This is a genomic window from Vibrio sp. SCSIO 43133 (genome assembly GCF_023716845.1).
Lineage (GTDB): Bacteria > Pseudomonadota > Gammaproteobacteria > Enterobacterales > Vibrionaceae > Vibrio > Vibrio mediterranei.
This window is the reverse complement of sequence record NZ_CP068025.1, coordinates 1,760,317-1,787,052: the sequence shown is the minus strand read 5'-3', so window position 1 is coordinate 1,787,052 and position 26,736 is coordinate 1,760,317. Positions and strand designations below refer to the sequence as shown.

General features: G+C 44.3%; 24 protein-coding genes. 13 read left to right on the top strand and 11 right to left on the bottom strand.

From position 1 onward, the window contains the following. Window positions 1-2: 2 nt before the first annotated feature. The 3 genes from JKJ11_RS24900 (at window position 3) to JKJ11_RS24890 (ending at window position 2,451) form a co-directional block, all read left to right on the top strand. Complete coding sequence (locus JKJ11_RS24900) at window positions 3-464, top strand: hypothetical protein (protein ID WP_006069365.1); 462 nt, start codon at window positions 3-5, stop codon at window positions 462-464. Further along, on the top strand, window positions 461-1,492 hold the full coding sequence (locus JKJ11_RS24895) for an HlyD family secretion protein (RefSeq protein WP_252039497.1): 1,032 nt from the start codon (window positions 461-463) through the stop codon (window positions 1,490-1,492). The genes JKJ11_RS24900 and JKJ11_RS24895 overlap by 4 nt, the downstream gene beginning before the upstream one ends. 275 nt (window positions 1,493-1,767) lie before the next feature. Further along, window positions 1,768-2,451 (top strand): hypothetical protein, encoded by a 684-nt coding sequence (locus JKJ11_RS24890; protein WP_006069367.1) that lies wholly within the window; start codon window positions 1,768-1,770, stop codon window positions 2,449-2,451. Between the two features lie 118 nt (window positions 2,452-2,569). Here the strand turns inward: JKJ11_RS24890 and JKJ11_RS24885 are convergent, their stop codons facing one another. From JKJ11_RS24885 to JKJ11_RS24875, 3 genes are all read right to left on the bottom strand, one after another. Continuing rightward, a complete protein-coding gene (locus JKJ11_RS24885) occupies window positions 2,570-3,382 on the bottom strand; it encodes a hypothetical protein (protein WP_252039496.1) in 813 nt (270 codons plus the stop codon). 248 nt (window positions 3,383-3,630) lie between these two features. Continuing rightward, window positions 3,631-3,969 (bottom strand): YMGG-like glycine zipper-containing protein, encoded by a 339-nt coding sequence (locus JKJ11_RS24880; RefSeq protein WP_252039495.1) that lies wholly within the window; start codon window positions 3,967-3,969, stop codon window positions 3,631-3,633. Between the two features lie 11 nt (window positions 3,970-3,980). Beyond that, window positions 3,981-5,243, bottom strand: coding sequence for a serine hydrolase domain-containing protein (locus tag JKJ11_RS24875; protein WP_252039494.1), 1,263 nt, complete (start codon window positions 5,241-5,243; stop codon window positions 3,981-3,983). A 263-nt stretch (window positions 5,244-5,506) separates the two neighbouring features. Between JKJ11_RS24875 and JKJ11_RS24870 the strand changes: the two genes are divergently transcribed. After that, entirely contained in the window at window positions 5,507-8,557 is a 3,051-nt protein-coding gene (locus JKJ11_RS24870) for an efflux RND transporter permease subunit (protein ID WP_252039493.1), read from the top strand. A gap of 41 nt (window positions 8,558-8,598) precedes the next feature. Here the strand turns inward: JKJ11_RS24870 and JKJ11_RS24865 are convergent, their stop codons facing one another. From JKJ11_RS24865 to gntH, 5 genes are all read right to left on the bottom strand, one after another. Further along, a complete protein-coding gene (locus JKJ11_RS24865; protein ID WP_006069372.1) occupies window positions 8,599-9,483 on the bottom strand; it encodes a DMT family transporter in 885 nt (294 codons plus the stop codon). A gap of 151 nt (window positions 9,484-9,634) precedes the next feature. Then, window positions 9,635-11,818: a TonB-dependent receptor domain-containing protein gene (locus JKJ11_RS24860; protein ID WP_252039492.1), complete on the bottom strand. Its 2,184-nt coding sequence runs from the start codon at window positions 11,816-11,818 to the stop codon at window positions 9,635-9,637. Between the two features lie 174 nt (window positions 11,819-11,992). After that, the gene (locus JKJ11_RS24855; protein ID WP_031494541.1) at window positions 11,993-12,421 is read right to left on the bottom strand and encodes a hypothetical protein; all 429 of its coding nucleotides are present in this window, start codon (window positions 12,419-12,421) and stop codon (window positions 11,993-11,995) included. Next, window positions 12,418-12,789 carry a hypothetical protein gene (locus tag JKJ11_RS24850; RefSeq protein ID WP_107306605.1) on the bottom strand — a complete coding sequence of 124 codons (372 nt, stop codon included), beginning with the start codon at window positions 12,787-12,789 and terminating at the stop codon, window positions 12,418-12,420. The genes JKJ11_RS24855 and JKJ11_RS24850 overlap by 4 nt, the downstream gene beginning before the upstream one ends. 80 nt (window positions 12,790-12,869) lie before the next feature. Beyond that, entirely contained in the window at window positions 12,870-14,498 is a 1,629-nt protein-coding gene (gntH, locus tag JKJ11_RS24845) for a guanitoxin biosynthesis MBL fold metallo-hydrolase GntH (RefSeq protein WP_096442058.1), read from the bottom strand. A gap of 412 nt (window positions 14,499-14,910) precedes the next feature. Between gntH and JKJ11_RS24840 the strand changes: the two genes are divergently transcribed. Further along, window positions 14,911-15,756 (top strand): LysR family transcriptional regulator, encoded by an 846-nt coding sequence (locus JKJ11_RS24840; RefSeq protein WP_107306607.1) that lies wholly within the window; start codon window positions 14,911-14,913, stop codon window positions 15,754-15,756. 60 nt (window positions 15,757-15,816) lie between these two features. Next, window positions 15,817-16,290: a DM13 domain-containing protein gene (locus JKJ11_RS24835; protein WP_006069378.1), complete on the top strand. Its 474-nt coding sequence runs from the start codon at window positions 15,817-15,819 to the stop codon at window positions 16,288-16,290. 15 nt (window positions 16,291-16,305) lie between these two features. On the opposite strand, the gene nagA is transcribed toward JKJ11_RS24835, so the two are convergent. From nagA to JKJ11_RS24820, 3 genes are all read right to left on the bottom strand, one after another. Then, window positions 16,306-17,442 carry an N-acetylglucosamine-6-phosphate deacetylase gene (nagA, locus tag JKJ11_RS24830; protein ID WP_198558572.1) on the bottom strand — a complete coding sequence of 379 codons (1,137 nt, stop codon included), beginning with the start codon at window positions 17,440-17,442 and terminating at the stop codon, window positions 16,306-16,308. 65 nt (window positions 17,443-17,507) lie between these two features. After that, window positions 17,508-18,368: an N-acetylmannosamine kinase gene (locus tag JKJ11_RS24825; protein ID WP_198558573.1), complete on the bottom strand. Its 861-nt coding sequence runs from the start codon at window positions 18,366-18,368 to the stop codon at window positions 17,508-17,510. After that, window positions 18,349-19,065 (bottom strand): putative N-acetylmannosamine-6-phosphate 2-epimerase, encoded by a 717-nt coding sequence (locus JKJ11_RS24820; protein WP_088878935.1) that lies wholly within the window; start codon window positions 19,063-19,065, stop codon window positions 18,349-18,351. The genes JKJ11_RS24825 and JKJ11_RS24820 overlap by 20 nt, the downstream gene beginning before the upstream one ends. 248 nt (window positions 19,066-19,313) lie before the next feature. On the opposite strand from JKJ11_RS24820, the gene JKJ11_RS24815 reads away from it, so the two are divergent. The 7 genes from JKJ11_RS24815 (at window position 19,314) to JKJ11_RS24785 (ending at window position 26,507) form a co-directional block, all read left to right on the top strand. Beyond that, window positions 19,314-20,279, top strand: a complete 966-nt coding sequence (locus JKJ11_RS24815; protein WP_006075310.1) for a sialic acid TRAP transporter substrate-binding protein SiaP — start codon at window positions 19,314-19,316, stop codon at window positions 20,277-20,279. A gap of 79 nt (window positions 20,280-20,358) precedes the next feature. Beyond that, the gene (locus tag JKJ11_RS24810) at window positions 20,359-20,868 is read left to right on the top strand and encodes a TRAP transporter small permease (protein ID WP_006075311.1); all 510 of its coding nucleotides are present in this window, start codon (window positions 20,359-20,361) and stop codon (window positions 20,866-20,868) included. A 9-nt stretch (window positions 20,869-20,877) separates the two neighbouring features. After that, a complete protein-coding gene (gene siaM, locus JKJ11_RS24805) occupies window positions 20,878-22,161 on the top strand; it encodes a sialic acid TRAP transporter large permease SiaM (protein WP_198558574.1) in 1,284 nt (427 codons plus the stop codon). Window positions 22,162-22,216: 55 nt separating this feature from the next. Then, the gene (locus JKJ11_RS24800) at window positions 22,217-23,104 is read left to right on the top strand and encodes a dihydrodipicolinate synthase family protein (protein ID WP_252039491.1); all 888 of its coding nucleotides are present in this window, start codon (window positions 22,217-22,219) and stop codon (window positions 23,102-23,104) included. Between the two features lie 160 nt (window positions 23,105-23,264). Continuing rightward, a complete protein-coding gene (locus tag JKJ11_RS24795) occupies window positions 23,265-24,098 on the top strand; it encodes a MurR/RpiR family transcriptional regulator (protein WP_031493297.1) in 834 nt (277 codons plus the stop codon). Window positions 24,099-24,286: 188 nt separating this feature from the next. Continuing rightward, a complete protein-coding gene (locus JKJ11_RS24790; protein WP_006075316.1) occupies window positions 24,287-25,438 on the top strand; it encodes an N-acetylneuraminate epimerase in 1,152 nt (383 codons plus the stop codon). A gap of 13 nt (window positions 25,439-25,451) precedes the next feature. Beyond that, the gene (locus JKJ11_RS24785; protein ID WP_252039490.1) at window positions 25,452-26,507 is read left to right on the top strand and encodes a YjhT family mutarotase; all 1,056 of its coding nucleotides are present in this window, start codon (window positions 25,452-25,454) and stop codon (window positions 26,505-26,507) included. Window positions 26,508-26,736 lie beyond the last annotated feature (229 nt).

The following is a 26,736-nucleotide window of genomic DNA, read 5'->3' as shown; positions in this document are numbered from 1 at the left end:
TCATGAAAAACAAATTAACTGCAGTACTCCGTTTCTTAACCAAGTGGATGTTAATAGTCAGTGGTTTTCTATCACTAAGCTATTTCTTTTCATTACTATCGAAAGTGCATGGTAAAGACCTTCCTGAAAGCTATTTCAGCGATGGTATGCCTAGCATATTAGGGCTTCTTAACTCAGAGCTCTTTATGGGTATTATTTTCGTTATCACCATTTCTATCATCGTTTACGTCTTATACCTGTTGTGGCAATTACATGAAGTCGCGGTTCACCGTAGTCAATACATGCAGAGCGCTCACGCCAACCTAGTATTTGCACTATCCCTTTGTGGGTTATTTATCGACAAATTATGGTGGGTATTAGCTGTCATTATTGCCTTCACTAACTGGGAAGCATTGGCTTCAGCATTAAGTAAGGTCATTCACACCGGAATCCACGGCGACAAAAAGCAGGAGCAATCGTCATGAAAGAAATTATGCTTCCGTATGTCCTGATTGTTTGGTTACTAGTGAAATTAGGCGTCATTAAGTGGACCCTCCGTAATGCGGTGATTAGCGTTGGATTTGGTGCCTTTTTAGCATTTATGCTGTTTACTGCGCACCGATTTTGGTCACCCGCTGATTTGACAGACAGCACCACAGTAAAAGCGCCTCATGCGGTACTAAGCCCTTTGTTTGGGCAGCAAGTCAAAGACATTTACGTGACTCATAACCAACAAGTCAAGAAAGGTGAGTTACTGTACACGTTAGAGTCAGAAGACACAGACGAAGAGTTGAAGAGCTTGAACTCTAGCCTTATTGCAGCTGAACATCGAATTATCAGCATAGAAGAGCAGATTGCGATTGATGTTAAGAACCATCAACGCTTAATCAATCTAGATGAATTTAGCTCTGAACAAGAAAGAGATGAGCTGCATACCAAAATACAACAAGGGAACGCAGACCTAATGGCGGCTCGCTCCGATGTTGATGGTATACAAGCTCAGATCAATCAAAAGCAATGGTTAAACGACCGTAACCAGATTAGAGCACCTTTTGATGGTGTCGTAGGTGTTATTAATATTGCCAAAGGCTCTCGTACTGGCAACTTGTATCTCTATAACATCGAGAAGAAATTCGTCGAAATGCGCGTAAGTGACCAAACTTTCCGGCATATAAAGGAAGGTCAATTTGCTGAGTTTTATGTTAATTCTCATCCAGGTGAAGTATTTCGCGGTCGAGTGCACAGCATTACAACCAATACCGGTGAAGCGACCGTATCTGCTCGCGGTAACACGCAACAAGTTCGCCAGCATGTAGGAAACAATACCGGTGCACATGGTCGTACTGTTGTTATTGAATTTAATGAACCGGAAGGCTACGACGTGCCACTTGGCGCCACAGGTTCAGGCTGGATATCAGCAAGCAAGCCGTCCCAGGCGCTTGGTTTTATGGACATCATCGGTGGTGCAACAGTACGATTGAAAGCACTTAAAGCTTATCTAAGCGCTATTTAATGTTAACCCTTTTAAGGCCCGCGCATAGTTGGAACTCTGATTGGAACTGGTAAGGAAAATTGGGCCTACAACACCTCACTTATGTGGGGTGTTTTTTTATCTTTAACCAGATATTTCTCGTCATTATGGCAGCTTAATAGTCTCTTACCCTAGATACACAAATAGCAACTCAATCCATTCGAATAGCGAATACAAACCAACTAACTCCTATCGGAACTTTTCATTATCTTTTGCATCGCTCTCAACAAGAAGAGTATCAATAAAAGGTAATTAAAATGAAAAAGACAGCAATCGTTCTAGCGTTAACTTCAGTATTTGCAACTAATGCTATGGCAGAAGGTGTAACGGGCGGTGTGGAACTAGATGCTAAGTTCGTAGATGGTGCAGCCGAATATAAAGCAGACAATGGCTCTGGTATCAAAGCGTTCATCGGTTATGAAGGTTTCGGTGCTTCGGCTAAACGCAAAGCAAACTTTGAAAATGAGTACAACCTTAACTACACCCATGATTTTGGTAACATCTGGCTAAAAGGCGAATATGAGTTCGTTGATAAGAAGAGTCGTCAACAGCCAGCTAACGACCAAAACAAATTTGGTATTACCGTTGGTGGTAACGTTGCGGAACTATTCGATACCTCATTGCGTTTGCGTAAAGACACCGATTTAAACTCCAATACTCTCGCTCCACGTGGAGATATCTATCGCTTTGATCTGGCAGCTGGTAAACAAGTTACTGAACGTGTGTACCTGAATGCCAAAGTGGTTGGACAAAAACAGAATAAGAAAGAAGCAATTACTGTTGGCGACAAGAACAAAGACTCTATCTACAACCTAGAGCTGCGCGCCACATTTACCGCTATCGACAATATGATCCCATATGTAGAAGTAGGTAATGAGGGTAAATTTGGCACTGACACTCGCAATACCTACGGTAAAGTGGGCGTTGTTTTCCCATTCTAATTTGACACTATTAGTTAAAGCGCAAAGATATTCGAAGGAATGAATATCTTACAGCGAACCTATTATTCCTTCTTCACCCCTTCGAACAGTCTTACCGCTCAATATCTTCAAAACAACACTAGAACTGGTAATTAAACTCTACCCTCTGGTCACCTTCAAAATAGCTTTGTTCTTGCGTCCAGTTGGCAAAATAGCGCACGTTAAAGCGAGGCGTAAACTGATAAGACACCGCAAATTCATTAGTAAAGATAGAACTCATTCCTACGCCGTATGCATTGTCGACATAAGATTTAGAACCAGATAGAGTCGTTAACCACATCGGATTGTAGTTAAGCCATAGCTTATCCGTAATCGCATATTTGGTATAAGCCCCCACTACTGCGTATGTTCCTGGAACTGTGTAACCATTATCTTGTGGTTCAGTTTGACAATCGTTAGCATCGGTGCAGCTAGGAAAATTCCCATTGCGTACATTGACGCCCAACCCTGCAAGTGGATAGAGGTTAAGGTTGCCCCATTTTGGCAATGCTTGAATAAAACTATAGGACGCATTCAAACTTTCTTGCTCCACGTTATAGTTCAGATCAAGTTGACTACCGCGACCATTGGTGGTGTCCACACTAAAGTTTCGAAAACGAACGCTATCAATTGAATTATCACGACTACCCGTTCCAGACCAACCGAAATATTCTCCAGCTATTCCCTTCACTTCGATGATGTTCATCGCCATGGTATCAGGGTTACCTGTATCGTATGTGCGTCCGACTTTGATGTTTAAACCTTTGTCCGATGTCCCAGCACCCGCTTGAGTATAAACCGCTAAAGGGTCAGACATATCTTGGATTTCAGTATCAGAATTTTGGTCTGCAAAAGAAGAAAAAGAACAAACTGCGACTGTGGCCGCCGTTAGAAAAGAAATGTGTGCACGCATATAAACTCACCCTAATACAAAACAAACCTCCTTTTGTATTACCAACACTACTTTCTCGATTGGCAGCACCTCATCCATAAAATGCTGGGGAAGCCTAAAAGCGAGAGGCTATAACCTCAATTAACTCAAGGTTATAGCCTCTATTACTCTGCGATTATTGACTCGAATATAAGTTAATAAAAATCAGCCAGTTAGTTATCAATTATATCGTCTCAAAGACTGACAAAAGTGTTAATTACATCACTCGATCACCAGCTATCATCAATCGCAGCGTCAACAAAAGCATCCTCAACCACAGCGTCTTCATAGTCTGAAATAATCGCATCTTCAACAACTGCTTCACCAATTAACTGATCACATTCTGCATCCGCATATGCACCATCAATTACACCAGCGGCACCACCAATCATCGCTCCTGATTTGGCATCACCGGCGACTGCTCCTACGACACCACCAACTATCGCACCATCAACAGCATCAGTAATTACATTACCTCCATCGCAAGGATGATAGGCAAACACGTTTGCTGAACAAGTGACAAGAATAGCGCTTAACCATAACCTTGTTTGAAGCTGTTTTATTTTCATCGATTCAGCCTCTATTGTTTGTGCAATTGACTAATGATGGCGTCGATCGCCGAAAGCATCTCACCATCCCATACATCATTGATGGAAGTTGGAGCGCTAGCTTGTCTAACGATGACTACGTTTTCCGTTGGGTCTACATAAATCCACTGTCCAAAGATACCCAGAGCTGTATAAGCTTGGTTGCTATTGTTAGTGTGCCAAAATTGGTTTCGGTAGCTCCAGCCTTCAAAAACTTCGCCTTTCGCTCCATATCCTCCGTTCTCGAAAGCATCAACATCACCGCCATTTTGCGTCGATTGAATGGCTTCTTTAGGTAATACTTGTTCGCCCACTAGATTCTTGCCTTGAGAGACCAACATCTGACCAAATTTGGCTAAGTCGCGCGCTGTCGCGTTGAGTCCACCCGATGCCAAAGCCGTCCCTTCATCGTCAACAATAATGAAGGCGTCTCGCTCCATACCTAGTTTTGACCAGATTCTTTCCGACAACACTACATTAAAGGGTTTACCTTCAACACGTTCAATCAACCAAGCCACCACGTCAGTGTTGGCTGAAATGTAATGGAATTCTTCTCCATGTTGGCGTGAACCTTCTTTATTCAGTGTGCTCAAAAATTCATGAATGGTTTTAGGACCGTTATAGTCATTTTCCATTGGGGCAAAGCCAATGGTTTTCATATGCTGAAATACTTCCGCGTTAGGATCTTCGTATTTTTCTGAGTATTTGACGTTATTACTCATATCCATCACTTTACCAACCGAAGCATCACCGAATGCTGACCCTTTTAGCTCCGGAATGTACTCAGATATCTGTACTTGGCGCTTAAGTTTTCCTTCCGCAACTAGCGTCGCTGCAATGATTCCTGTAAACGACTTCGTCACTGACATCATTTGATGCTGAGTTCGCTCTGTTTGGCCATCGAAATACTGCTCATGCACAATTTTCCCATCTTTCAATACAATGAAGGCATCCGCACGATGCTTCTCCAACATGCCTTGTAAAGTCATCGGCTTGCCTTGATGAAGAAAATGGACGTCACCTAATTGCTGCTCAGCATATGAGAGTAAAATGGGAGTGTTCGCTCCTGAGTCAACATTTTTGGTTTTCATGAACTCTTGCATATTTTTATAGGTGTATCGATTTTGGTCTGCCGCCAATAGGTTCGATTCATTGATGCCCATTTCAACACGTGTTTTTCCTTCTGCTGGGTTTGCATTTGCACCAAACGATCCCATAAGTACAGCAAGTGAAAGGGTTAAAATAGATTTTCTCATAGTAGCCTCAAGTAATTGGGTGCCGAACACCATCGATTTATAGTGCAAACTTTATCCTCAATACTCATTCCTTCAAAAATAGCTACCATTGAAAATTCGAATAAATTAACACAAAGAACTGTCCAAAAAGATATCGAAAATTGGTGTATTCGAACCGCAAATAAAACCTGCCAAACATCTCAATAGATCGACTAGTAACTCATTTGTTATTAAAAATTCACGAGCGTAATATCCGGACAATTTCCAATAACTCGGTGGCTGACATGTTTAAAATGTTCATAGAAAGACCTAAATTCGCGATAGTGATAGCCCTACTCATTTCGCTAATAGGAGCCATTTCTGCAGCAAACTCACCCATAGGCAGGTATCCAGATGTCGCACCTGTTACTGTCGAAGTCCGAACCTTTATGGATGGAGCAAGTGCTAATGTCATGGCTAAATCCGTCGCGCCCGAAATAGAAAAACAAGTCAACGGCGTATCTGGTATGGAATACATGAAATCCACCAGCGGAGCCGACGGTACCTATACGCTGGAAGTGGTGTTTGAAAGTGGGACAGACTCAGACAAAGCAGTGAACCTCGTCCAAAATCGCGTAAACCTTGCGCTACCGGAGTTGCCTGGGGATGTCATGCGCAATGGTGTCAAGGTAGAAAAACTCTCTAACGGTTTAATGCTTGGGATATCTATCACCGACCCGTCAGGCGGCGCCTCTGCCATTGATATCAGCGCCTTCTCTGGAGGCCCATTAAAAGAGAAAATCCAACGTGTGAACGGCGTGTCGAAAGTAGATGTCCTCGGAGAGAAGAAGTACTCCATTCGAGTTTGGCTCAATCCAGATAAAATGAAGTATTACTCTATCAACGTAGGAGACATCAATGATGCTATCGCTACACAAAACAAGATAGCTTCAGCAGGCAGCCTCGTTGATGACAAACTGGAGTTCCCAATCACTGTGAATGGTGGTCTCGCCACTCCAGAGGAGTTTGGAGATATTGTAGTTCGCTCAGACGAGCTGGGTAAGACCATCTATTTGAAAGACGTTGCTAACATTGAGCTTGGTAGTGAAATATACACAGCCAATGCCTATGGCGAAAATGCTAACGGAACGGTTTTATTCATTTACAAAACACCAGAAGCAAACGCGATGAATGTCGCTAAAGAGATTAAGGCACTGTTAGAGCAACCTAACCAGTACCAAATTAAAGTCGTTTATGATGCCACTACCTTCATCGATGGTGCTATTTATAGTGTGCTGGAGACCTTAGTACTTGCGGTTGCAATCGTGTCTTTAGTTACTCTGATTTTCATGCAAAACTTCAGGCTAACACTAATTACCGTTACGGCCATTCCAGTATCTTTAATCGGAACCTTCGCCGTCATGAGTGCGTTAGGTATTCAAGTTAATATCATCTCTATGTTTGGCTTAGTCATGGCAATAGGGATCGTCGTAGACGCTGCCATCATTGTCATTGAGAACGCAGAGCATCAGCTTCACGAGAACCCCGAACTTAGCGTTAAGCAGGCCGTCTCTAAAGCATTGGATATCACTTTCTCACCAATTATCGCTTCAATGCTAGTCTTGCTCGCTGTATTCACTCCATCGTTGTTTATTCCAGGAATGGCTGGAACCATTTACTCTGAGTTTGGCATAGTGCTGTGTGCCTCGGTTGTTGTTTCGACCTTAGTGGCCTTGACGCTAACACCAGCACTTTGTTCGTTATTTATGAAACCACCCAAAAAGAACATCATCGCCAAATCTGTTGAATGGGTGATTACTCAGAAAATTCGTGCCTTTGCTGGTTTAGCGTGGACAGCGACCCGTCTGCCTTTGATAACGATCTTACTATTGGCTGGTGGCCTTTATCTCTCCATTGACCGTGGTGTAAACCTTCCTACTGGCCTGCTTCCCGAAGAAGATACCAGCGCCATTTTTGTTGTTGGCAGTTTCCCTCAAGGTACTGCTCTTGCAGCAACAGATCAGTATTTGGCAACATTAACTCAGCAACTCAACAAAATTCCAGGAATCTCGACCAGTGTTGAAGCGTCAGGTTTTAACTTACTGACCAATACCGCCGAGATGAGCAGTTTTATGATGTTACTGTCATTGGATGACATGCTGAGTCGTCAAGCAAGTGATGCGGAATTGACGGAACAAATTAACCATGTTTTGTCAGAGAATACCGATATCCAAGCGTTCGCATTTAAACCGCCAGTAATCCCGGAATTAGGGATGGTTGATGGTGTTAATTTCGTCCTGCTAGCACCAGAGCTGAGTCCAGTTGAGTTATACGAACTAACTCTGGAATTCAATTCTCGCTTGATGGAAGACGAGCGAGTTGGTTTAGCGATGGGACAATTTGAAGTCACCAAACCATCGATGAAACTGAACATCAAGCGGCAAGACCTCCTCAAATATGGTGCTACGTTTGCTGAAGTAGTGGAAGGTATGCAAACGCATTTTGGTGGTATGTATATCAACACGTTTAATATGGATGGTCGCAATTACAAGGTCATGGTGCAAAACGATCCCAAATTCCGATTAGACCCAGAAGCTTTAAAGAAAACCGGACTTTCTAAGGCTAACGGCACCCGAATAACTTACGATAAATTCTTTGATTTTGAAGAGATCAAAGTGCCTAACTTCATCACCCGATACAATGCAGAACAAGGTGTTTTCATTGATGTTATCCCTGCCGTTTCCACCGGCCAAGCCATTAGTGCAATTCAAGAACTAGCGGATGAGTTAGGTTATCGAGTGGAGTTTACTGGTGCTGCTAAAGAAGAAGTCTCCGCGGGCAATACAGTGGCTATTGTGATGGGCTTAGCGATGCTCGTGACATTTCTTGTTCTTGTCGCCCAATACGAATCTTGGCTAATTCCATTGGCGATTATGCTTACCGTCCCCACTGCCATTATTGGAATTGTAGAAGGCGTTATACATATTCAAGGCAACATCAATATTCTCACGCAACTCGCCGCTATACTACTAATTGGTATGACAGTTCGAAATGCGATTCTCATCGTAGAGTTTGCCAAAACACTACGAGACGACAACAACTTCACCATCAAAGAAGCAGCCGTACAAGCGTTACGTCTTCGTGCTAGAGCAGTATTTATGACGGCATTTTCATTTGGTGTCGGACTTGTACCACTGATGTTAGCTAACGCAGTTGGCTCTGGAGGTCAACAAGCGTTAGGTTGGGCATCATTTGGCGGAATAGTTTCAGCAACTTTCATTGGCTGTATCATGGCGAGCGTGTTCTTTGTCGTCATTCAACAAATTCGGGAACACTTTAAGCCTGTTCCCGCTTGAGCAAACTCGCAGAGCCTTCCCTAGGCTCTGCGACCAATTTGTTATGATGTTGGCGCTCGGCGAAGCGATGACAACGAGAAGCCAGTAACCAGCATTGTGCCACTAATAACCAGAACCGTTCCAACAATGGTATTCACACCTATTGGCTCTCCTAAGAATAGATTTCCCCATAAAATACCAAACATTGGGATAAGGAACGTTACTGATAAAGCCGAAGACGGACCAATGTCGTTAACTAACCGGAAATACAACAGATAGGCAGCGCCAGTGCATACAACACCAAGTAAAACTACCGAGATCCAAACTTCTTGAGTAGGTGTTTCTCGCATTGGCACAAATGGAATCAACGGCAACACGATAAGACAAGCAGCCCACATACTACCGTGTGCATTATTAAATGCAGGAACAGACGGTGCATTTTTCGCATAATTGGTTGCGATGCCATAACAACAGGCCGCCATCACGCCAGCAATTATCGGCAATGTCGCTTGCTCACCAATACGAACTGCATCCCAGCCAACCAATACCGCAACTCCAACAATCCCAACCAATAAACCAAGTGCACCACGCTTAGTTAGCGGTGTTTTGGTCCAAAATACACCAATAACTGCCCCCCAGATCGCTGCGGTAGAGTTGAGTATAGAAAGAGTGGATGCGTTGAGTGTTTGCGCGGCATAGGCAAATAACAAGAAAGGCAATGCCGTATTAAACAGCCCGATAATAAAAAAGTGTTTGGTGTGCTTGGTAAACTCAAGTTTCTTTTTTAAATAAACACTGATGATAAGAAGCGCAAGGGCAGCAAAGAAGACCCGCGCCTCAATAAGCACAGCAGGCCCCATGACATTGGCGGCAATACGCATGAAGAGAAAAGATCCACCCCATATTGATGCCAATAGTACGAGTCTTAAAAAGCTTGCCAAATTCATGGTTGTTACTTATGTCTGATAATCGTTGTCCTTACTTTGCGTGATGGTTAGAAAAACCACAACCCCTACCAAAGGCTTATTCCGCTTACACTACCGAAAATGGCGAATAGATGATGTCGAGAGCACCATCTATTCAGCATTGAAGTGCGCGTTAGAAATCGTAAGTCATACTCAATCTGACCTCACGACCAGGCCCTGGAACGCCATTTGAAAGATAAGGTTCGTAATACACATCTGCGATATTCTTCACGGTAGCTCTTAGCATAAGATCCTTGTGCGCTTGAGGCTGCCAACTGACATAAATATCCTGAAGAGTGTATTGTTCACTCGCTTGGGCAAAGTAGATGGAATCTTCAACATTTTCTTGTGCATCATACCAACGCAGTTTATAGCCTGTAGTGAGCCCTTTAATCCACTCATAGCCCAAGCCAAGTTTTACACTCATCGGTGGAATGCCGTACATATATTGATCTTCGCCACTAGAATCAGTCAATGAGCCCTTGTGTTTGCCTGCGATGTAGCTTGCACTGATATCGGCGAAAAATTCGGCAACACGATACTGTGCTTGCACATCAACACCATAGTTACGATAGCCATCCAAATTCACTTTCCAGCTCTGCAACGTATTAGGGTCACTGTCCAAATTAACCCCAGTTCGGTTCATTACATTGTTGGTGACGTCGTTATAGAAGCCAGTGATTTCCGTTGATAACATATCTTTGTTAGCAAACAGTCCAGACAGGCTGTTGATCATAGATGCACGATAGGCATGAATGCGCTGTGCTTCCAATTCTCTTGCTGTCGCAGAGGCTTTGGCACGCGCATATTGCACCGCGTAGATATCATCAACTGAAGGGGCTTTCATTTGATAGGCATAGGCAAAGTTCAATAACGTTTGATCCGTAAGATCATAATCCAATTGAATCCTTGGGCTGAATCCGGCATGCGACACTTTACTGTAGTCGTGCCCTGCAGCCGGGTCATTGTAGTCCGGCGCAGGATTTTCTTTGCCATTAGACGTAACATAGTCATAGCGTAAAGATGGGGTTACACGAAAACGATCGGTGACTTCAATTTTATCAGCCAAGTAAGCGGAATACGTGGTTTGCGTGCCCGATGGATCGTAATAAGGGATGAAGATACCGTAGTTTTTCTTCGGCTTATTATAGATCTTGGTAGCATTATGAACGAGCGTATCTCGATTGTTTCTCTCATATTGCAGACCAGCAATAATGGTATGGCGACCAATTTTCATTTCATTGTTAATGTCGACATAATCTCGCTGATACGATGCCCACGATTCATGACCATACGCGCCAATGGATACGAACATCTTCTTCCAAGCAACATCAGGACGACGCCAGTGCCTCTCATTGTCACTATGTGCCGCTGTGATTTTTAGGTTCACTAAAGGTGAGCTTGGGTTATATGAATATCGGGCCGATGTGGTTTTATCTTTGTATTCGTTTTGCACTGTGTAGGCGTATTTTGCCGCTTCTAATGAGCCGTATTTGCGAATATTGTAGTCACTTATCTTGGCAAAGGCTCCACGGCGGGTCGCCCAAGGTTGTCGACCCTCATCGCTATAAAAGGTATGGCTGATTTCAAAGAGATGGACTGCATTCTCGTATCCGATTTTAAATAGACCATTGTTTTGGCTATATGCAGAGTATTCAAGCGAGTCTCCTCCACCAACTCGAATATCATTAGCGTCTTTCCACGTTCCAGAAGCGAGTGCGTAAATTCCATTGTCCGCTTTACCGAACGCCGTGACACCGATATGAGTCTGGTCATCGTTATCGTTGTAACCTAAATGAACTCGAGCACCAACTTTACGGCCCGCTTTTAGCAGTTCATCTACCGACTTCGTTCTAATCCGGATAGTACCACCAAACTTACTACCCGCTTGAACATCGTGAGCGCCTTTGGTGACTTCAGCTTCACCAATTAAGTACGGGTCAAAAAAGAACGAACCATATCGATATTGCTCAAAACCAATAGGTGCACCATCAACATACACGCCAAGATCACTAGGGTCAGAAAACCCCCAAATGCTAATGCGTTCGCCACCAGCACGAGCACCACCGTCAAAAGAGACTCCTGGGATGTCTTCAAACAGCTCTGCTATGTTTGTTGGCTGTTCAATTTCAATCTTTTCTTGAGTCACCAAGGTTTCACCCGGTTTATCAATCGTTAACGGCCTCGTGTAGCCTGTCCCGTAGACATCCATGACTTCGGTATCATCATTTGTTGAGCTCTCTGCCACCGCAAAAAACGTCACTTGAGGAAGAGCAAAAGCAAGCAAAATCGCTTTTCTAAGAGTTACATTCATCATTATATTTATGTAGTTATCAGGAGTCGCGAATAGTACATTTACTCCACTTATAGATCAAAATGATAATCATTATCATTACAATATCTATACTCAACTCTACAAACAATGACGTTATGAAATTAAAATGCCCAATCTATGAATACAACAGAGTGGGCACCAACGCAGTGAAACCTATCAACCCGACAGGCCACTTTCTTTTATTTGCCGGTTAAACTCTCGATCAGCGAGTTCTTGCTCATCGTAAAGGTCTTCCAAAACGACTTGATCCATTTCCATCACATCAAAGAATTGATCCTTACAATAACTCGCATTCCACTTAGGTAACATATCGGGATCATTAGCAATGTTACTCACGTGTTCTGCGGCAAAATGTGCATAATGCTCAAACAATTCTTCGTCAGTGCCATTCGCTACCCATGCTAATTTTTTAAACCACACTGCAGATTGTTGCTCTGAAATATGCTCATTTACCTTGCAAACAGACATCGCCACCAACGACTCGGTATAATTTTCATAGTGGGGCAACGTATTATGAACATGTGCACCGCAAGCAATAGCTAATGAAGGAATGAAGGTGGCTAAAATCATCGTGGTCTTTTTCATCGTTTTTGTTCCTCTGGCTGTGTACACATTTGACTAACGTGATCTTTCTGTTCTGCTTCTTGAATGAGTTGCTCACCTAAAGCAACACCTTGAAGGTACAGAGGATCTTCCTCATTAAAGACGTAAGGTTCGTTAAGCACATCTTCAGAAAGTCCTTCTATTGTTTCACGGACTATTTTCGAGTTGTGTTCGGTATACTCTAAGGTCATAGAGCCAGTTCCAACACAATACACATTGACGGTTTCCACTGCGGCCGCAGCCATTATTGCGTTGTCTCGGCTAAATAACGTGTCGTGAGAGTGTTGCGCTGCCATTGCTTTAAACGTGCATAGATATAGCGCTGTTACTACAATCGTAAGTCGTCGCATAAATAGGTTACTCGTTGTTGAAGTTTGGGAAGGAGTTTGAGTTTGTGAGCACAAGAGCTCTATGCCCACAAACAAAGTCACTACTCTTGTTCTTGTTTGGTATTGCCTTCACGAGTGTCGCGATATGGGTCTGCTGAATCTTTACGATGCACGGAACGAGGTTCCAATCCATGAGCTTCGCGCATTTTATCAACCATTCGCTGCTTCTCGCCCATCCCTTGCTTCATGCTTTCTGGCAATACTTCCGTTGGCACGATCAGGTCACGATCCAACGGCCACTCTTTCAATAGTTGAGGGTGGTAACCTTCGGGGTAATACAGTGCTTCATCAATTTCTAAATCACGAATCTCTTGCTCTTGAATATCGGCTCGTGAATTTTTCGGCATTGGAACACGAAATACTTCACCGTCATTGAGATTAAACTGGGGAGCTCGGTTATTTGGAAAATCTGGAATAATCCCCTCTCGGACCCATGCTTTGTCCGGTGTAATGTTCGCGACTATCATATCGGGGGCGCCAAAGTGATATGGACCTTTCCAATGTTCACGTACCTGAGCCACAGTTTCGTTATTGTAGTAAGGGTCAAACTCCATATGAGTAGTCATAAACAAACGTGGTTGTATTTGATCTGCTAGCCATCCCGCCGCATAGCCTGACGTATGATGAGTATCAATGGTATAGCGTGTTAGAAAAGCAGGCACTCCTTGAACGATGGACGCTAATCCGACGAGCTCAGTCTGAACCTCGGTTACGAACAAATCGCAACCTTTGGCATACTGAATATCAAGTTCGGTAGGTCGACCATCCCCAGTCCAGACAAAACAGAGCGACTCCTCGTCATTGATTGTCCAATCAAGGCGATATGCTGAGGCACCATCTTTTGCGTGAGAACGTCTCCAATGTGATACTTTGACGCCATCAACATCATAGATAATGCCGCCATCGTCTTTGAAGTCGAACTCAACAACTTCTATATCATTACCTGATGGGAAAACATCAAACGCGTCTTGATGCCAAGAAAGCATTTGCAACATGCCTTCTACCATATGTCGCGTCCCATCTTCCGGGTTGCGACCTGATGGACCATAAATCGTTAGTGGTTTTTCCCACCGTCCATTCCAACCTCCAAATTGGTACAAATAAGGAAGAGAGCCAAAATGGTCTACATGCAAATGAGTTATGAAAATTTTGTCCAGTTCGTTTAGCGCAACACCAGCCCCAATATAGTTAGCAATTGACGCCTCACCAATATCGAACACGAAATTGTCACCGTTGCCTAACTCTACGTATATGGAGGTATTAGCTTGACCTGGGCGAATCATAGGGGATGTCCCCATGAAGGTCACACGCATTTCATTAGTTAACAGCTCTTCCGTCCTTGGGTACCAATTGGCGGCAGTAACCATATGATCCATTGGTTCAATGCCATCAAACATTAGACCTTCTTTCCAGAGTTCTTCGCCAGTCTGGATATCTGTTTTGAGCCCTCCTTGCAAAATGGCATGTATTTCCTCTGGTGAAGAATAGATTTTCCCACCCTGTTTCATCAACTCTTCGGTATTGACGTTTTGTTCGTAGTTATAGTGCTTGTAACCTGAGAAACTAGCTGAATTTTCAGACTGATAATGTTCAAAAGGCGTTTGAGCTAAAACTGGCGCCGATAGAAGAATCGAGCCAGCAACAGCAGTCATTATATGGATTTTTGGCATAATAATTCCTCCTCTCCCATAACAGGGAAAAGTAATAAATGAATATAAATGAGAGAAATCAGTTGTTGCTGAGCAACGAATATTCTGTTGCTTCTAACGGTTCAACGTTGCAGTTTTGGGAGTAGGCTAAACCACTAAAGATGAGTGCGATTAAAGCCATAATTGAGACAATACGGACATTTTTCATTTTCTCGAAATCTCTTAATTGAATGGAAAAATCACATCCGTGTGTCTATGTTCACCATCTTAACCATAACCTAAGATACGAAAAATAGAGCAAATTTAGCTTTATATATAAATTTAATTTATGTGTTTTAATCTAAATTCGAATCAGCGCACTCCAACTAAGGTCAATTGACAGTCACCTTTGCTCTGCTAGGATAAGAAATAACACTCACTAAATCAGGTCGTTATGGACTTAAATCTACTTACAACTTTTGGCGCGGTTTATCGTCATCGCTCTATAACAATGGCAGCAGAAGAGTTGGAACTGACTCAGCCAGCAGTAAGTGCGGCATTAAAACGATTAGAAGTCGTGGTGGGGAAAACGCTATTTGTCCGTTCTGGACGTGGAATTGCACCAACAGGAGCGGCCGTTGCGTTGGCAGATAAGATTGAGACGCCCCTTGCCATTCTAGAGACCATTGAGAAAAAACAGGAAGTCACTCGAGTCTATTGCAACGAAAGCCTGATGCACCTGCTTTGTGATTTGCCGGGATTGTCGTTTATCGAAACCCCGCTAAGCGAGCAGCAACTTCTCGCTGACATCGATTCGCAGAAAGTCCATCTCGCAATCGACATTGCCACTAGCAAAAGCCAATCACATATCGTTGAAGACATTTTTGATGAGCCTGCGGTGTGTGTTTGCCGAAAAGACCATCCGAATATTGGCACATCACTAACAACGGAACAGTACCTCGAACAACAACATATTGCGCTAAAAATACGTCGTAACAACGTTAACATGATGGATTTTTTAGCAGAAAAACCAATGCCTATAAGAACGATAAAGGCTGAAACAGGGTCCGTTTCAAGTATGTTAGCACTCGCAGCGACAACGGATCTGCTGGGCGCATCAACCTTGTCCTTAGCGAATCACCTCGCGCCCATGCTGGGTCTCAAAGTCATGCCCATTCCCCTTGATATTCGCAATGTGCAATATCGCATGATCTATCACCGTCGATTCGTCAATGATGAGGACCATAAAGCGACGCGAGAAAAAATCATATCAACGATCCAAAATCATCAGTTCCAATGACGTATTGCTTGAACTATGTTTAAGTAAATTAAGATAAAATTATTTGTTCAAGGAGTGAACATGAAGCGAGTTCTGTTACTTTTTAGCCACCTTGCAGCCTTATTCTTTGGGTTTATGTTGGGTATTTATGTCCTGCCGATTCTTACTCAGCCTGATTCCCCCTCAATCGCAAGCGTCACTGCGGATGCCAATCAAATCGTCGTCAAAGGGACATTCGATAAAGACCGACAAGACAGCGATCTTTTTCATTGGGGTGAAGGCGATATCAGTTTTACCAATGACAGCGCTATGTTTATTGGCGAACTTGCTCCGGGGCCTGACTACAAACTGTACCTATCTCCAATATATGTGGAAACGGAAGCGGACTTTAATACTAACAAAGCCAACATGTTACAGGTGGGAGATGTGAAAACCTTCGATAGATTCTTGCTATCGCTGCCAGAAGGCACAGATTTAAGCCAGTACACGGCAGCGATCATTTGGTGTGAAAGCTTTGGCGAGTTTATTACCTCAGCGAAATTACAAGCAAACTAACTTCATAACCAGAAGCTAAGGGTTTAGCGCACCATCAACTAATACCGCATAGGAGCTGTAATCAGAATTAAGTATGGTTGCAGCGGCTCGGTAACCCGGCTTCAAAATACCCACGTCGTCCAGATTAAGCGCCTCGGCTGGATAGGTTGAAGCCATTCTCAATACCTCAGCCTCATTCAGTCCCCAGGCAATGGCATTAGCGACAGACTGGTCCATGCCAATATGCGCACCAGCTAGAGATCCACTTGAGTTCACCAATTTTCCATCTTGTACCGAAATTTCTTCACCATCTAAGACAAAGCGATTGGTTCTACTGCCGACACTCGCCATCGCATCGGTCACAATAAGCAGCTTCCCTTCTGGCTTAAGCTTATGAGCCATCAAAACGTTTTGCGTTGCAACATGAATACCGTCGACAATAATTGAGCACCAAGCATGATCGGTCATCAATGCCGTGCCAACAGTACCCGGCTCACGCCCTTCAAGCGGCGACATCGCATTAAACAAATGCGTAAAACCATTTACTGAAGCAAGTTTTTCTGCCGTTAACTGATGCTGAGTTGCGTTACTGTGCCCACAAGACACCACAACGTGATGCTGCTGTAACCAATTTAGTGCCTGCGTATCGACATTCTCTGCCGCTAACGTGACCAAGCTAACCCCTCGCTCTAACCACGGAAAAGCTTCTAACTGTTCAATCGTTGGGCTATAAAACTTACTGTCATCGTGCGCGCCTTTCTTGTCTTTATTAAGCCAAGGTCCTTCTAGGTGAACACCTAGTACACCTGCCACACCCTGCTCGATCGCACTCTCCGCAGCAATCAACGCCGTTTTCATTTCCTCTGGCGTTGCGCTGATCAAGGTTGGTAATAGATAGGCTGTACCGTGTTGACGATGGGCTCGACAAATAGTGTCTATACCGTCAACAGTTGTATCAGAGTTAAACATGACATCGCCGCCGCCATTCACTTGAATATCGATAAATCCCGGCGCAACAATTTTGTCGCCAACATCAGTAACAATGACTGAGCTAGGCAATGTAGACGTGGGGACTATGTCTACAATCCGGTCTCCTTTCCAAACCAATGCAGAGTCGGAATGGTACTGCTCGCCATCGAAAATCGTCGTGGCTGTGATTGCTCGTATCGTCATTTGTCTATCTATTCCTTCCATCAACAACCTATGAGGCTGTGAAACACTAATTTTTACCCATTTCGCTATGAGAATTGGGCTGCAGCACCCAATAAACATGCATCATAATCACCGGTTGCCTTAACGACATCTACTCGAAATGCTGCTGGCATTGTTTCGATATAGTCCAGAACTAATGGGATGTACACCTCTGTCAGCCCTATTCCTCCACCAAGACAAACAAGATCTAAGTCTAGTGTAGCTTTCAAATTGCAACACAGCTGAGCAACTGCATGCGCACTCTTTTTGATGATGTCCATTGCTTGCGCATTGTCACTGGCGAGTTCAAACAACTCAATATTTGAGATTGTCGGGTGAATAGCTTGACGAGCAGCTCGGTTAATTGCCGTTCCGGAGGCAATGCTTTCAACACAACCACGTTGCCCACAACCACAGACAGGACCATTGATATCAATACTGGTATGGCCGATATGTCCAGCGAGATGCTGACTCCCTTTATACAATTGCCCGTTAAGAACCAAACCACCACCTACACCAGTTGATACCGTTATATAAGCCATATTGTTTACGGGGGTTTTGAGAGAGCGATATTCATACCAAGCAGCCGCTTGAGCATCATTGAGAATAGCAACAGGCTTATCTGTTTGTGCTTCTATCTCTTGATGTAAAGGAAACGGTTGAGGGAAGGCAAGAGTATCGGGATTAATAGAAGTAATGCCTTCCGGTTTCACCCATCCCGTAGTAGAAATCCCAATCTGTGTGACTTGGTGTATCCATGACGGACACTGTAGAAGAATTTGACTAGCAAACTCTTGTACACATGTCGTCTCAGGCGTCGCTAGCTGAGCACGCTCTATCAGTTCACCATTTTGAACCAATCCTAGAGCGACTTTAGTACCACCAATATCAATAGCTAACGTGCTCATACTGTTTCACCTCTGCTTGAGTTGCCGCATTGAACCATTGAGTCACCACTTCTAATCTTGTCAGTGCAGAGCCTACTGTAACGGCTATCGCACCATTGGCAATCGCTTTTGCTGCTAACTCAGGCGTATTGTATCGCCCTTCTGCCATGGTAAAGAAGCCTTCGGCTGCAAATCTTCGAACTAGATTTAGATCGGGCTCGGTAGGCTCTTCGCCCCCCACATAGCCTGACAACGTCGAACCAATGATTTCCACACCTTGCTCATAAGCCCAAGCGCCATCCTCAAAACATGAACAATCCGCCATACCAAAACAAGGCGTGCGTTGAATGGCATCTACAATCACCGCTCTAGATTCAGGACGAACTCGACTGGTTGCATCAAACGCAATAATTGTTGCGCCCGCGGCCGCTAGCGCTTCCACATCCTCAACATAAGGAGTAATTCTAACTGGACTGTCAATAAGGTCACGTTTCACGATACCGATAATTGGTATAGTCACATTAGCTGCTACAGCCGCAACATTTTTAACACCTTCGATACGTAAAGCTTTGGCACCCGCTTGCTGCGCAGCTAGAGCCATGGCAACAATAAATTCGGTTTTCTCGAGTGGACTTCCGACAACTGGCTGAATAGATACTACCGTTTGCCCACGCAATTGCTCTTTTAATTCTCTGATTTTTAGACTTTTATCTCTCACTTCGAGCCTCTCGTCTTATGTTGGCGTCAACGAAATATTGGACATGCTTCCTTGTCCCAAAACCGCTTAACGAGTCTTTAAACAGATAAGTTAGGCTAAATTTTGTCCGTGATCACAGTTTGTGAAAAGTTGATTTGAAAATAATCTTCACGACCATAATAATCCATAACGAAGATTTTTTTCAAACAAAATAAAATTTTTTTTTGAAACTCGCGAATCTCGCCAAACAATGGACAAAAGGGAAGAACATGAAAGCTATAAATAAAATTACTATCGCTATGCTGACATTAGGATGTGCAGTTTCAGTACAAGCGGCGACAACACTTAAGATGGGCATGCAAGCCTCTGTTGGATCTGTGGAATATACCTCTGCGAAACTTCTTGCCGATACAGTAGAAGAGATGAGTAACGGCGACATTAAAATTGCTTTATACCCTAGCGCGCAACTTGGTGATGACCGCGCTATGCTTCAGCAATTAACCCTTGGAGATCTCGATATTACTTACGCTGAATTTGGCCGTATGGGTCTATGGATCCCACGAGCAGAAGCAGTAACCCTACCTTACGTTGCCAAAGACTACGAACACCTACGTCGCATGTTTGATTCAGATTTTGGTCAAGGCGTACGTGAAGAAATGCTGACTAAATTCAACTGGCGTGCTCTAGATACTTGGTACAACGGTACTCGTGAAACCACCTCTAACCGTCCTCTAAACACGATTGAAGATTTCAAAGGTCTGAAGCTACGCGTTCCTAACGCTAAACCGAACCTAAACTACGCAAAACTTTCTGGTGCTTCACCAACACCAATGGCGTTCTCAGAAGTGTATCTAGCACTGCAAACCAACGCGGTTGACGGTCAAGAAAACCCATTGCCAACCATTAAGACAATGAAGTTCTACGAAGTTCAGGACAACCTCGCTATTACTAACCACATTGTTAACGACCAAATGGTGATTATTTCTGAGTCAACATGGCAAAAACTGTCTGATGCGGATAAGAAGATCATTACTGACGCAGTAGCAAAAGCGGGAGCCGCTCATACCGCATCGGTTAAAAAACAAGAAGCAGAGCTTATCTCTTTCTTTGAATCTGAGGGCGTGAAAGTCACTTACCCTGATCTCGCACCATTCCGTGAAGCAATGCAGCCTCTATATACGGAATTCGAAGAGAAGATTGGCGAGCCTATCGTTAAGAAACTTGCTGCAATGTAATTGCCGCAATCAATTCGACGTTCGCTTGAATTGAAGTTGTAATCTCGGCTGGCCGATTTGGTCAGCCTTGGAGCCTAAAATGATACGCAAAATATTTGATAATATTGAAGAAATCATAACAGTGCCGCTGATGGCTGCCCTGTTAGTGGTGCTGACTTGGCAAATAGGAACACGCTGGTTGCTGAACGATCCTTCTTTGTGGAGTGAGGAATTAGCTCGTGTGCTGTTTATGTATATGTCACTCATCGGTTGCGCGATGGCCATCAAACGAGGCACCCACGTCAACATCACCTTTTTTTCGGATAAGCTTCCACAAAATATCCGTTATTCATTAGTAATCGCACTCGAACTCGCTGTGTTGGTGTCCATTTTCGCCATCATTTACCTCGGGTATCAGCACGTACAACGTACTGCTTTCTTTGAACTCATCACCTTAGGCATTTCTAGTAAATGGATGAACTACAGCCTACCTCTTGGTGGCGTGTTCATGGTCGTCCGACAGTTACAAAAGATCTTCTCGATTGGAGCTGAGTTTAAACAAGCTAAAAGCGAAGACGCTTCTAGCTCATCGCAAGTTGCCCAGAGGTAAGGAGTTCTCATGGCAGGTTCAATTTTCGGCTGGCTAGCTCTGTTATTTGCAGGTATGCCCGTTGGCTTCTCACTGATATTTGTTGCTTTAGTATTTTTGGTATTAACCAACAGTACTGGAATCAACTTTGCAGCTCAGCAAATGCTTGGCGGCATTGATAACTTTACCTTACTAGCAGTACCGTTCTTTGTTCTCACTGGACACTTGATGAACAGCGCGGGAATAACCGAACGTATCTTCAACTTTGCTAAATCTATGGTCGGCCACGTGACCGGTAGCTTAGGGCATGTAAACATCATGGCAAGCTTACTGTTCTCTGGTATGTCTGGCTCTGCTCTCGCGGATGCCGGCGGCTTAGGTCAGCTTGAAATCAAATCCATGCGCGACGCAAAGTATCATGATGACTTTGCAGGTGGTTTAACCGCAGCATCTTGTATCATCGGGCCGCTAGTACCGCCGTCTGTGCCACTTGTTATTTATGGTGTAGTTTCCAATACCTCTATTGGTGCGCTGTTCTTGGCGGGCGCAGTTCCCGGCATCCTATGTTGTGGTGCGTTGATGGTGATGAGCTACTTCATCTGTAAAAAACGCGGTTACATGACGCTACCAAAAGCAACTCGCAAAGAGCAGTTTAAGTCGCTAAAAGAAGCCTTTTTATCCCTGCTTACACCCGTGATCATCATCGGTGGTATTTTCTCAGGTAAATTCACACCAACAGAAGCAGCGGTCGTATCCTCTCTTTACGCTCTGTTTTTGGGTACGGTGGTATACAAGCAGCTCACACTCTCAGGTTTCGTCGACATTCTAAAAGAAACTGTCAATACCACGGCTGTTGTTGCGCTTATGGTTATGGGCGTCACCGTCTTCGGTTGGATTGTCGCTCGTGAACAATTACCGCAAATGCTAGCAGACTATTTCCTAACCATCAGTGATAACCCACTGGTACTGCTTCTTCTGATTAACCTATTACTGCTGTTCCTAGGAACCTTTATTGAATCACTAGCGTTATTGCTGTTGTTGGTACCATTCCTCGTACCGGTTGCGGCGGCTGTTGGGATCGATCCTGTTCACTTCGGTGTGATGGCTATTCTTAACCTTATGATTGGTATTTTGACACCACCAATGGGTATGGCGTTGTATGTTGTATCTCGCGTTGGTGACATTCCATTCCATGTATTAACCCGAGGCGTTATCCCTCTTCTAGTGCCACTGTTCATCGTACTGGCATTAGTAGCAATCTTCCCTCAAGTGACGCTTTTCTTACCAGAGCTGTTCTTAGGATACGGACAATAACAATTACGCAGGCCAGCATTGGCCTGCCATTAATCGCAATTTGAAGGCCAATAAAATGAGAAAACTACAAGGACTTATCGCAGCACCACACACTCCTTTTGATGCAAGTAATCGAGTGAACTTTGCTGCGATTGACCAAATCGCAGAACTGCTTGTAAAGCAAGGTGTAACAGGCGCATACGTTTGTGGCACAACTGGTGAAGGTATTCACTGCTCCGTTGAAGAACGTAAAGCCATCGCTGAACGTTGGGTAACAGCATCAAAAGGTCAGTTAGACCTGATTGTTCATACTGGCGCATTGAGTATTGTAGATTCCTTGGAGCTAACCAAGCACGCAGAGACCCTCGACATTATGGCAACATCTGCCATTGGTCCATGCTTCTTTAAACCTGGTTCAGTTGAAGACTTAGTGGACTACTGCGCCCAAATAGCGGCCGCAGCACCTTCAAAAGGCTTCTACTACTATCATTCAGGAATGTCAGGGGTCAATTTAGATCTTGAGCAGTTCCTAATCCAAGGTGATCAGAAAATTCCAAACCTTCTAGGTGCAAAATTTAATCACATGGACCTTTACGAATATCAACGCTGCATGCGAGTTGCTGATGGAAAATTTGATATCCCGTTTGGCGTAGATGAGTTCTTACCGGCAGGTCTTGCCGTAGGCGCAGTGGGCGCAGTGGGCAGTACCTACAATTACGCTGCTCCGCTTTATTTGGAGATTATTGAAGCTTTCAATCAAGGCGATCAACCACGTGTAACAGCACTCATGGATAAAGTCATTGCTATTATTCGTATTCTTGTAGAGTATGGCGGCGTTGCCGCTGGTAAGGCAGCAATGGAAATTCATGGTATCGATGCTGGTGACCCGCGCTCACCAATTCGAGCATTGACCGCGGCTCAAAAAGCGGATGTGGTAGCGAAAATGCGAGACATCGGCTTTTAACGCCTACGCGCACAAAAGGAGGCAGTTGCCTCCTTTTTAGGCTTTCAGGCAAACCGTATATCATTTCTCTATGAAATGCCGCGAATTATATTAATTGTTGGTGTTAAACCGTTAGGGAGTCTGATATTTTTAATCTAGGTACAAGAATTAAGGGGATACCGTGGGATCACCGAACAATCTGCTGGTTCGTTTGCGCTCCAACATGGAACCACTCAGTAAGAAATTAAGACAAGTCGCGGACTACATTCTTGAGAATGCTCATGAAGTGCAGTTCCAGACCATCACAGATCTTGCTCGAAATACCCAAACCAGTGAAGCGACTGTAGTACGTCTTTGCCGCGATATGGGTTACAAAGGTTATTCCGACTTCCGTATGGCCTTAGCAGTCGACCTAAGCCAAAACGCCAGTAAGTCTGCTCCTGTTAAAGATGGTGACATCTGCGATATTTCGGCAAGCAGTGCGGTTGATAGTCTCCAAGATACCGCAAAACTGATTGACAGAAAGGCCCTGGATAGGATTTGTACTTTGGTACATTCCGCCGACTTTATTGGTTGTGTCGGTGTAGGCGCATCAAGCATCGTGGGTCGATACCTAGCTTACCGACTTATCCGAATCGGTAAGAAAGCGATTATGTACGAAGACACTCACTTGGCAGCCATGAATGCTAGCCGCTCTACACAAGGGGACTTGTGGTTTTCTGTATCAAGTTCAGGCTCCACCAAAGAAGTCGTTCATGCAGCAAAGCAGGCGTTCAGTAAAAATGTCCCTGTGGTTGCACTAACTAACATTAATCACAGTCCGCTCTCGGCAATTTCAACGGAAATGTTAGTAGCAGCTAGACCGGAAGGCCCCTTAACTGGTGGGGCATTTGCTTCCAAAGTAGGCGCTTTATTATTGGTGGATGTCCTCGTCAATTCACTTTTGGACAAGTACCCTGAATACAGTGACTCTGTTATGGAAACCGCCGAAGTTGTGGTACCACTCATGTCATAAACGCTAGCAAATCTCCATTTTTAGGCCCATCTTTTGATGGGCTTTTTGTTGCAGGAAAAACCTTCCTAACCACGATTAGATAAAAATTATTTTTATTGTTAACTTGATCAAAGAATATTTTCTCCAAAGATCGATAATGTGTATACATTTTGGCCAAACAGGCCATCACCTATCGATAAGGAAATATCATGAAGACAAGGAACTCGCTTTTTGCACTCGCTCTTTCATCATTGATTGTCACTGGCAACACTCTCGCATCTGAGTCATGGCCAGATTTACCCGAAGGCATCAAAAGCGGCGTCAGTGCACAGATAGGCGACAAAGTGTATGCCGGTCTTGGTTCCTCTGGCAGCGCATTCTATTTGCTCGACCTCGCTAATATCGACAAGGGTTGGCAAAAGCAGGCCGACTTTATAGGCCCCGCAAGAAATGGCGCGACGGCAACCGCGGTTAACGACAAGATCTATATTTTTGGAGGCGCAGGAAAAGAGCAGGCTGATGCCACCTCTCCTATTTTGTTCGACACGGTTTATCAGTTCGACACCACGAACGACACCTGGTCTCAAGTAAAAAGTACCAGCCCAGTTGGTTTACTTGGCGCCGCTTCGTATTCTCCTAACGGTAGTCAGATTGTTTTCTTCGGCGGCTATAACAAAGCCTATTTCGATCAGTATCTTTACGACATCAACACCACCGATAAGAAAGCGCAGCCAGACAAATGGCAATCCATTGTCGACAACTACATGGGCATGGCACCTCGAGATTACAAATGGAACGATAAAGTCGTTAGCTACAACCCAGAAACGAATCAATGGAATACCCTAATTGTTTCGCCTTATCTGCCGAACTGTGGCAGCGCGTTAGTATCCAATGGCAATACTGCCACGCTGGTCAGCGGTGAAATCAAGCCAGGACTTAGAACCGCAGAAGTAAAACAGTTTAACTTTGGCGCAGCGCAACCGTGGAAAAGTCTTCACTCTCTTCCTGCACCTCAATCTTCAAATGTACAAGAAGGCGTAGCGGGTGCTTTTAGTGGCGAATCAAACGGCGTGGTTTTGGTCGCAGGTGGTGCCAACTTCCACGGCGCTAAACACGCCTTTGAACAAGGAAAACTTTTCGCTCATAACGGTTTTAGTAAAGCATTCAATCCTGAGATTTATGTCCTGAAAGACAACTTATGGCAGCAAGCAAACAATCTCCCTGAAGGCTCCGCCTACGGCGCATCATTTACCACACCAAAGGGTGTGCTGATCGCAGGTGGTGAAATGGCTGACCGCTCAGCAAGCAAAAAAGTGTATCTGCTGAGCTGGAATGGCAAATCTGTTGATATTCAAGATTAGGAAATAACCCCAAATGACTATCTGTTTGACCGCATTACCACCCCTACCTATCTCAATGAAAAACGGTATTGGAGGACTGCTTGGCCGCCGCCTCTATACTGGCCTAGGCAGCGCAGGGAAGCGTTTTTATTATTTGGATATGGATGACGTTGAGCTTGGTTGGCAACTCGCTCAGCCCTTTCCAGGATGCGATCGCAACGATGCCGCTAGCGTAACAACAGACACAGGGATCTATGTGTTCTCAGGCGCAGGTAAAATGGACACAGACCCTCACGTCCGCGTGCTGACAGATAGTTATTTTTTCTCTAAAGAGACGCAAACGTGGTCCAAGCTCGATACCACCATACCCGTAGGATTACTCGGTGCCAGTGCCACTTCAATTTCAGACCACCAGCTCATTTTCATTGGAGGATATTGCAAAGAAACATTCGATTCTTTGTTCGCTCGACTCTCTAAGGTCAGCTCTGCCACTGATGAGCGCTCAATATTAGACTCATTTATGTCTCAACCCATCGAGGCCTACGGTTGGAATCCGCATATCTGGATGTTCGATACTCGGACACTCCGTTGGTCAAAGCTAGCAGATAACCCCTATTTGCCTAATTGTGGCGCAGGACTGATAGAGAAAGATCAACAAATTCTGCTCATTGAAGGTGAGATCAAACCGGGTCTAAGAAGTTTGGAAACCAAACGATTCCAAATTAAGACTGACGGATCCATTGAATGTGATTTACTGCCCACCATTGTCCAAAATGAACCAAAACATGAGGGGATAGCTGGGGGTTTTGTGGGACTCATCGACAACATACCCACCGTCGCAGGAGGCGCTTTTTTTGTTGGCAGCCAACAACGCTTTCAACAAGGGCACTTATTCAGCCATCAAGGGCTGGTAAAACACTATAGCAACGCCATTTGGCAACTCAATGGATCTCAATGGAACAAAGTTGGAAACCTTAGCGACGGACAGGCGTACGGAGTGAGTGTATCCATTGATAATGGTATCGCCATACTAGGAGGAGAAAACCAACAGGGAGAATCCATAACTGACTGTTTTATCATGAGTAATTAGAAAGCTGTGATGCTAATTCCAATTAGAAAATTAATAACCAAATGTCCGATGCACACTAACAATAAATTGACAGAGAAAACCGTTTCTATTCGCATAGTGTTTGAGCCTTAAACACCTAGTTGGCGCATTTGCGCATAGACACAGAGGCAGTACGCTCCCCCTTGTACTGCCTCTTATTTTTCAGTTGTGCAACCAATCAAATACCCAGTAAATACACCTAGATTACACC

What these genes read in the sequence shown, in the direction of transcription:
- siaM (WP_198558574.1), top strand. Translation starts at nt 20,878, where the DNA reads ATGGCAGGTTCAATTTTCGGCTGGCTAGCTCTGTTATTTGCAGGTATG.
- JKJ11_RS24900 (WP_006069365.1), top strand. Translation starts at nt 3, where the DNA reads ATGAAAAACAAATTAACTGCAGTACTCCGTTTCTTAACCAAGTGGATG.
- JKJ11_RS24875 (WP_252039494.1), bottom strand. Translation starts at nt 5,243, where the DNA reads ATGAGAAAATCTATTTTAACCCTTTCACTTGCTGTACTTATGGGATCG.
- JKJ11_RS24890 (WP_006069367.1), top strand. Translation starts at nt 1,768, where the DNA reads ATGAAAAAGACAGCAATCGTTCTAGCGTTAACTTCAGTATTTGCAACT.
- JKJ11_RS24800 (WP_252039491.1), top strand. Translation starts at nt 22,217, where the DNA reads ATGAGAAAACTACAAGGACTTATCGCAGCACCACACACTCCTTTTGAT.
- JKJ11_RS24825 (WP_198558573.1), bottom strand. Translation starts at nt 18,368, where the DNA reads ATGAGCACGTTAGCTATTGATATTGGTGGTACTAAAGTCGCTCTAGGA.
- JKJ11_RS24895 (WP_252039497.1), top strand. Translation starts at nt 461, where the DNA reads ATGAAAGAAATTATGCTTCCGTATGTCCTGATTGTTTGGTTACTAGTG.
- JKJ11_RS24865 (WP_006069372.1), bottom strand. Translation starts at nt 9,483, where the DNA reads ATGAATTTGGCAAGCTTTTTAAGACTCGTACTATTGGCATCAATATGG.
- nagA (WP_198558572.1), bottom strand. Translation starts at nt 17,442, where the DNA reads ATGACGATACGAGCAATCACAGCCACGACGATTTTCGATGGCGAGCAG.
- JKJ11_RS24790 (WP_006075316.1), top strand. Translation starts at nt 24,287, where the DNA reads ATGAAGACAAGGAACTCGCTTTTTGCACTCGCTCTTTCATCATTGATT.
- JKJ11_RS24840 (WP_107306607.1), top strand. Translation starts at nt 14,911, where the DNA reads ATGGACTTAAATCTACTTACAACTTTTGGCGCGGTTTATCGTCATCGC.
- JKJ11_RS24860 (WP_252039492.1), bottom strand. Translation starts at nt 11,818, where the DNA reads ATGATGAATGTAACTCTTAGAAAAGCGATTTTGCTTGCTTTTGCTCTT.
- JKJ11_RS24785 (WP_252039490.1), top strand. Translation starts at nt 25,452, where the DNA reads ATGACTATCTGTTTGACCGCATTACCACCCCTACCTATCTCAATGAAA.
- JKJ11_RS24815 (WP_006075310.1), top strand. Translation starts at nt 19,314, where the DNA reads ATGAAAGCTATAAATAAAATTACTATCGCTATGCTGACATTAGGATGT.
- JKJ11_RS24835 (WP_006069378.1), top strand. Translation starts at nt 15,817, where the DNA reads ATGAAGCGAGTTCTGTTACTTTTTAGCCACCTTGCAGCCTTATTCTTT.
- JKJ11_RS24885 (WP_252039496.1), bottom strand. Translation starts at nt 3,382, where the DNA reads ATGCGTGCACACATTTCTTTTCTAACGGCGGCCACAGTCGCAGTTTGT.
- gntH (WP_096442058.1), bottom strand. Translation starts at nt 14,498, where the DNA reads ATGCCAAAAATCCATATAATGACTGCTGTTGCTGGCTCGATTCTTCTA.
- JKJ11_RS24870 (WP_252039493.1), top strand. Translation starts at nt 5,507, where the DNA reads ATGTTTAAAATGTTCATAGAAAGACCTAAATTCGCGATAGTGATAGCC.
- JKJ11_RS24855 (WP_031494541.1), bottom strand. Translation starts at nt 12,421, where the DNA reads ATGAAAAAGACCACGATGATTTTAGCCACCTTCATTCCTTCATTAGCT.
- JKJ11_RS24880 (WP_252039495.1), bottom strand. Translation starts at nt 3,969, where the DNA reads ATGAAAATAAAACAGCTTCAAACAAGGTTATGGTTAAGCGCTATTCTT.
- JKJ11_RS24850 (WP_107306605.1), bottom strand. Translation starts at nt 12,789, where the DNA reads ATGCGACGACTTACGATTGTAGTAACAGCGCTATATCTATGCACGTTT.
- JKJ11_RS24810 (WP_006075311.1), top strand. Translation starts at nt 20,359, where the DNA reads ATGATACGCAAAATATTTGATAATATTGAAGAAATCATAACAGTGCCG.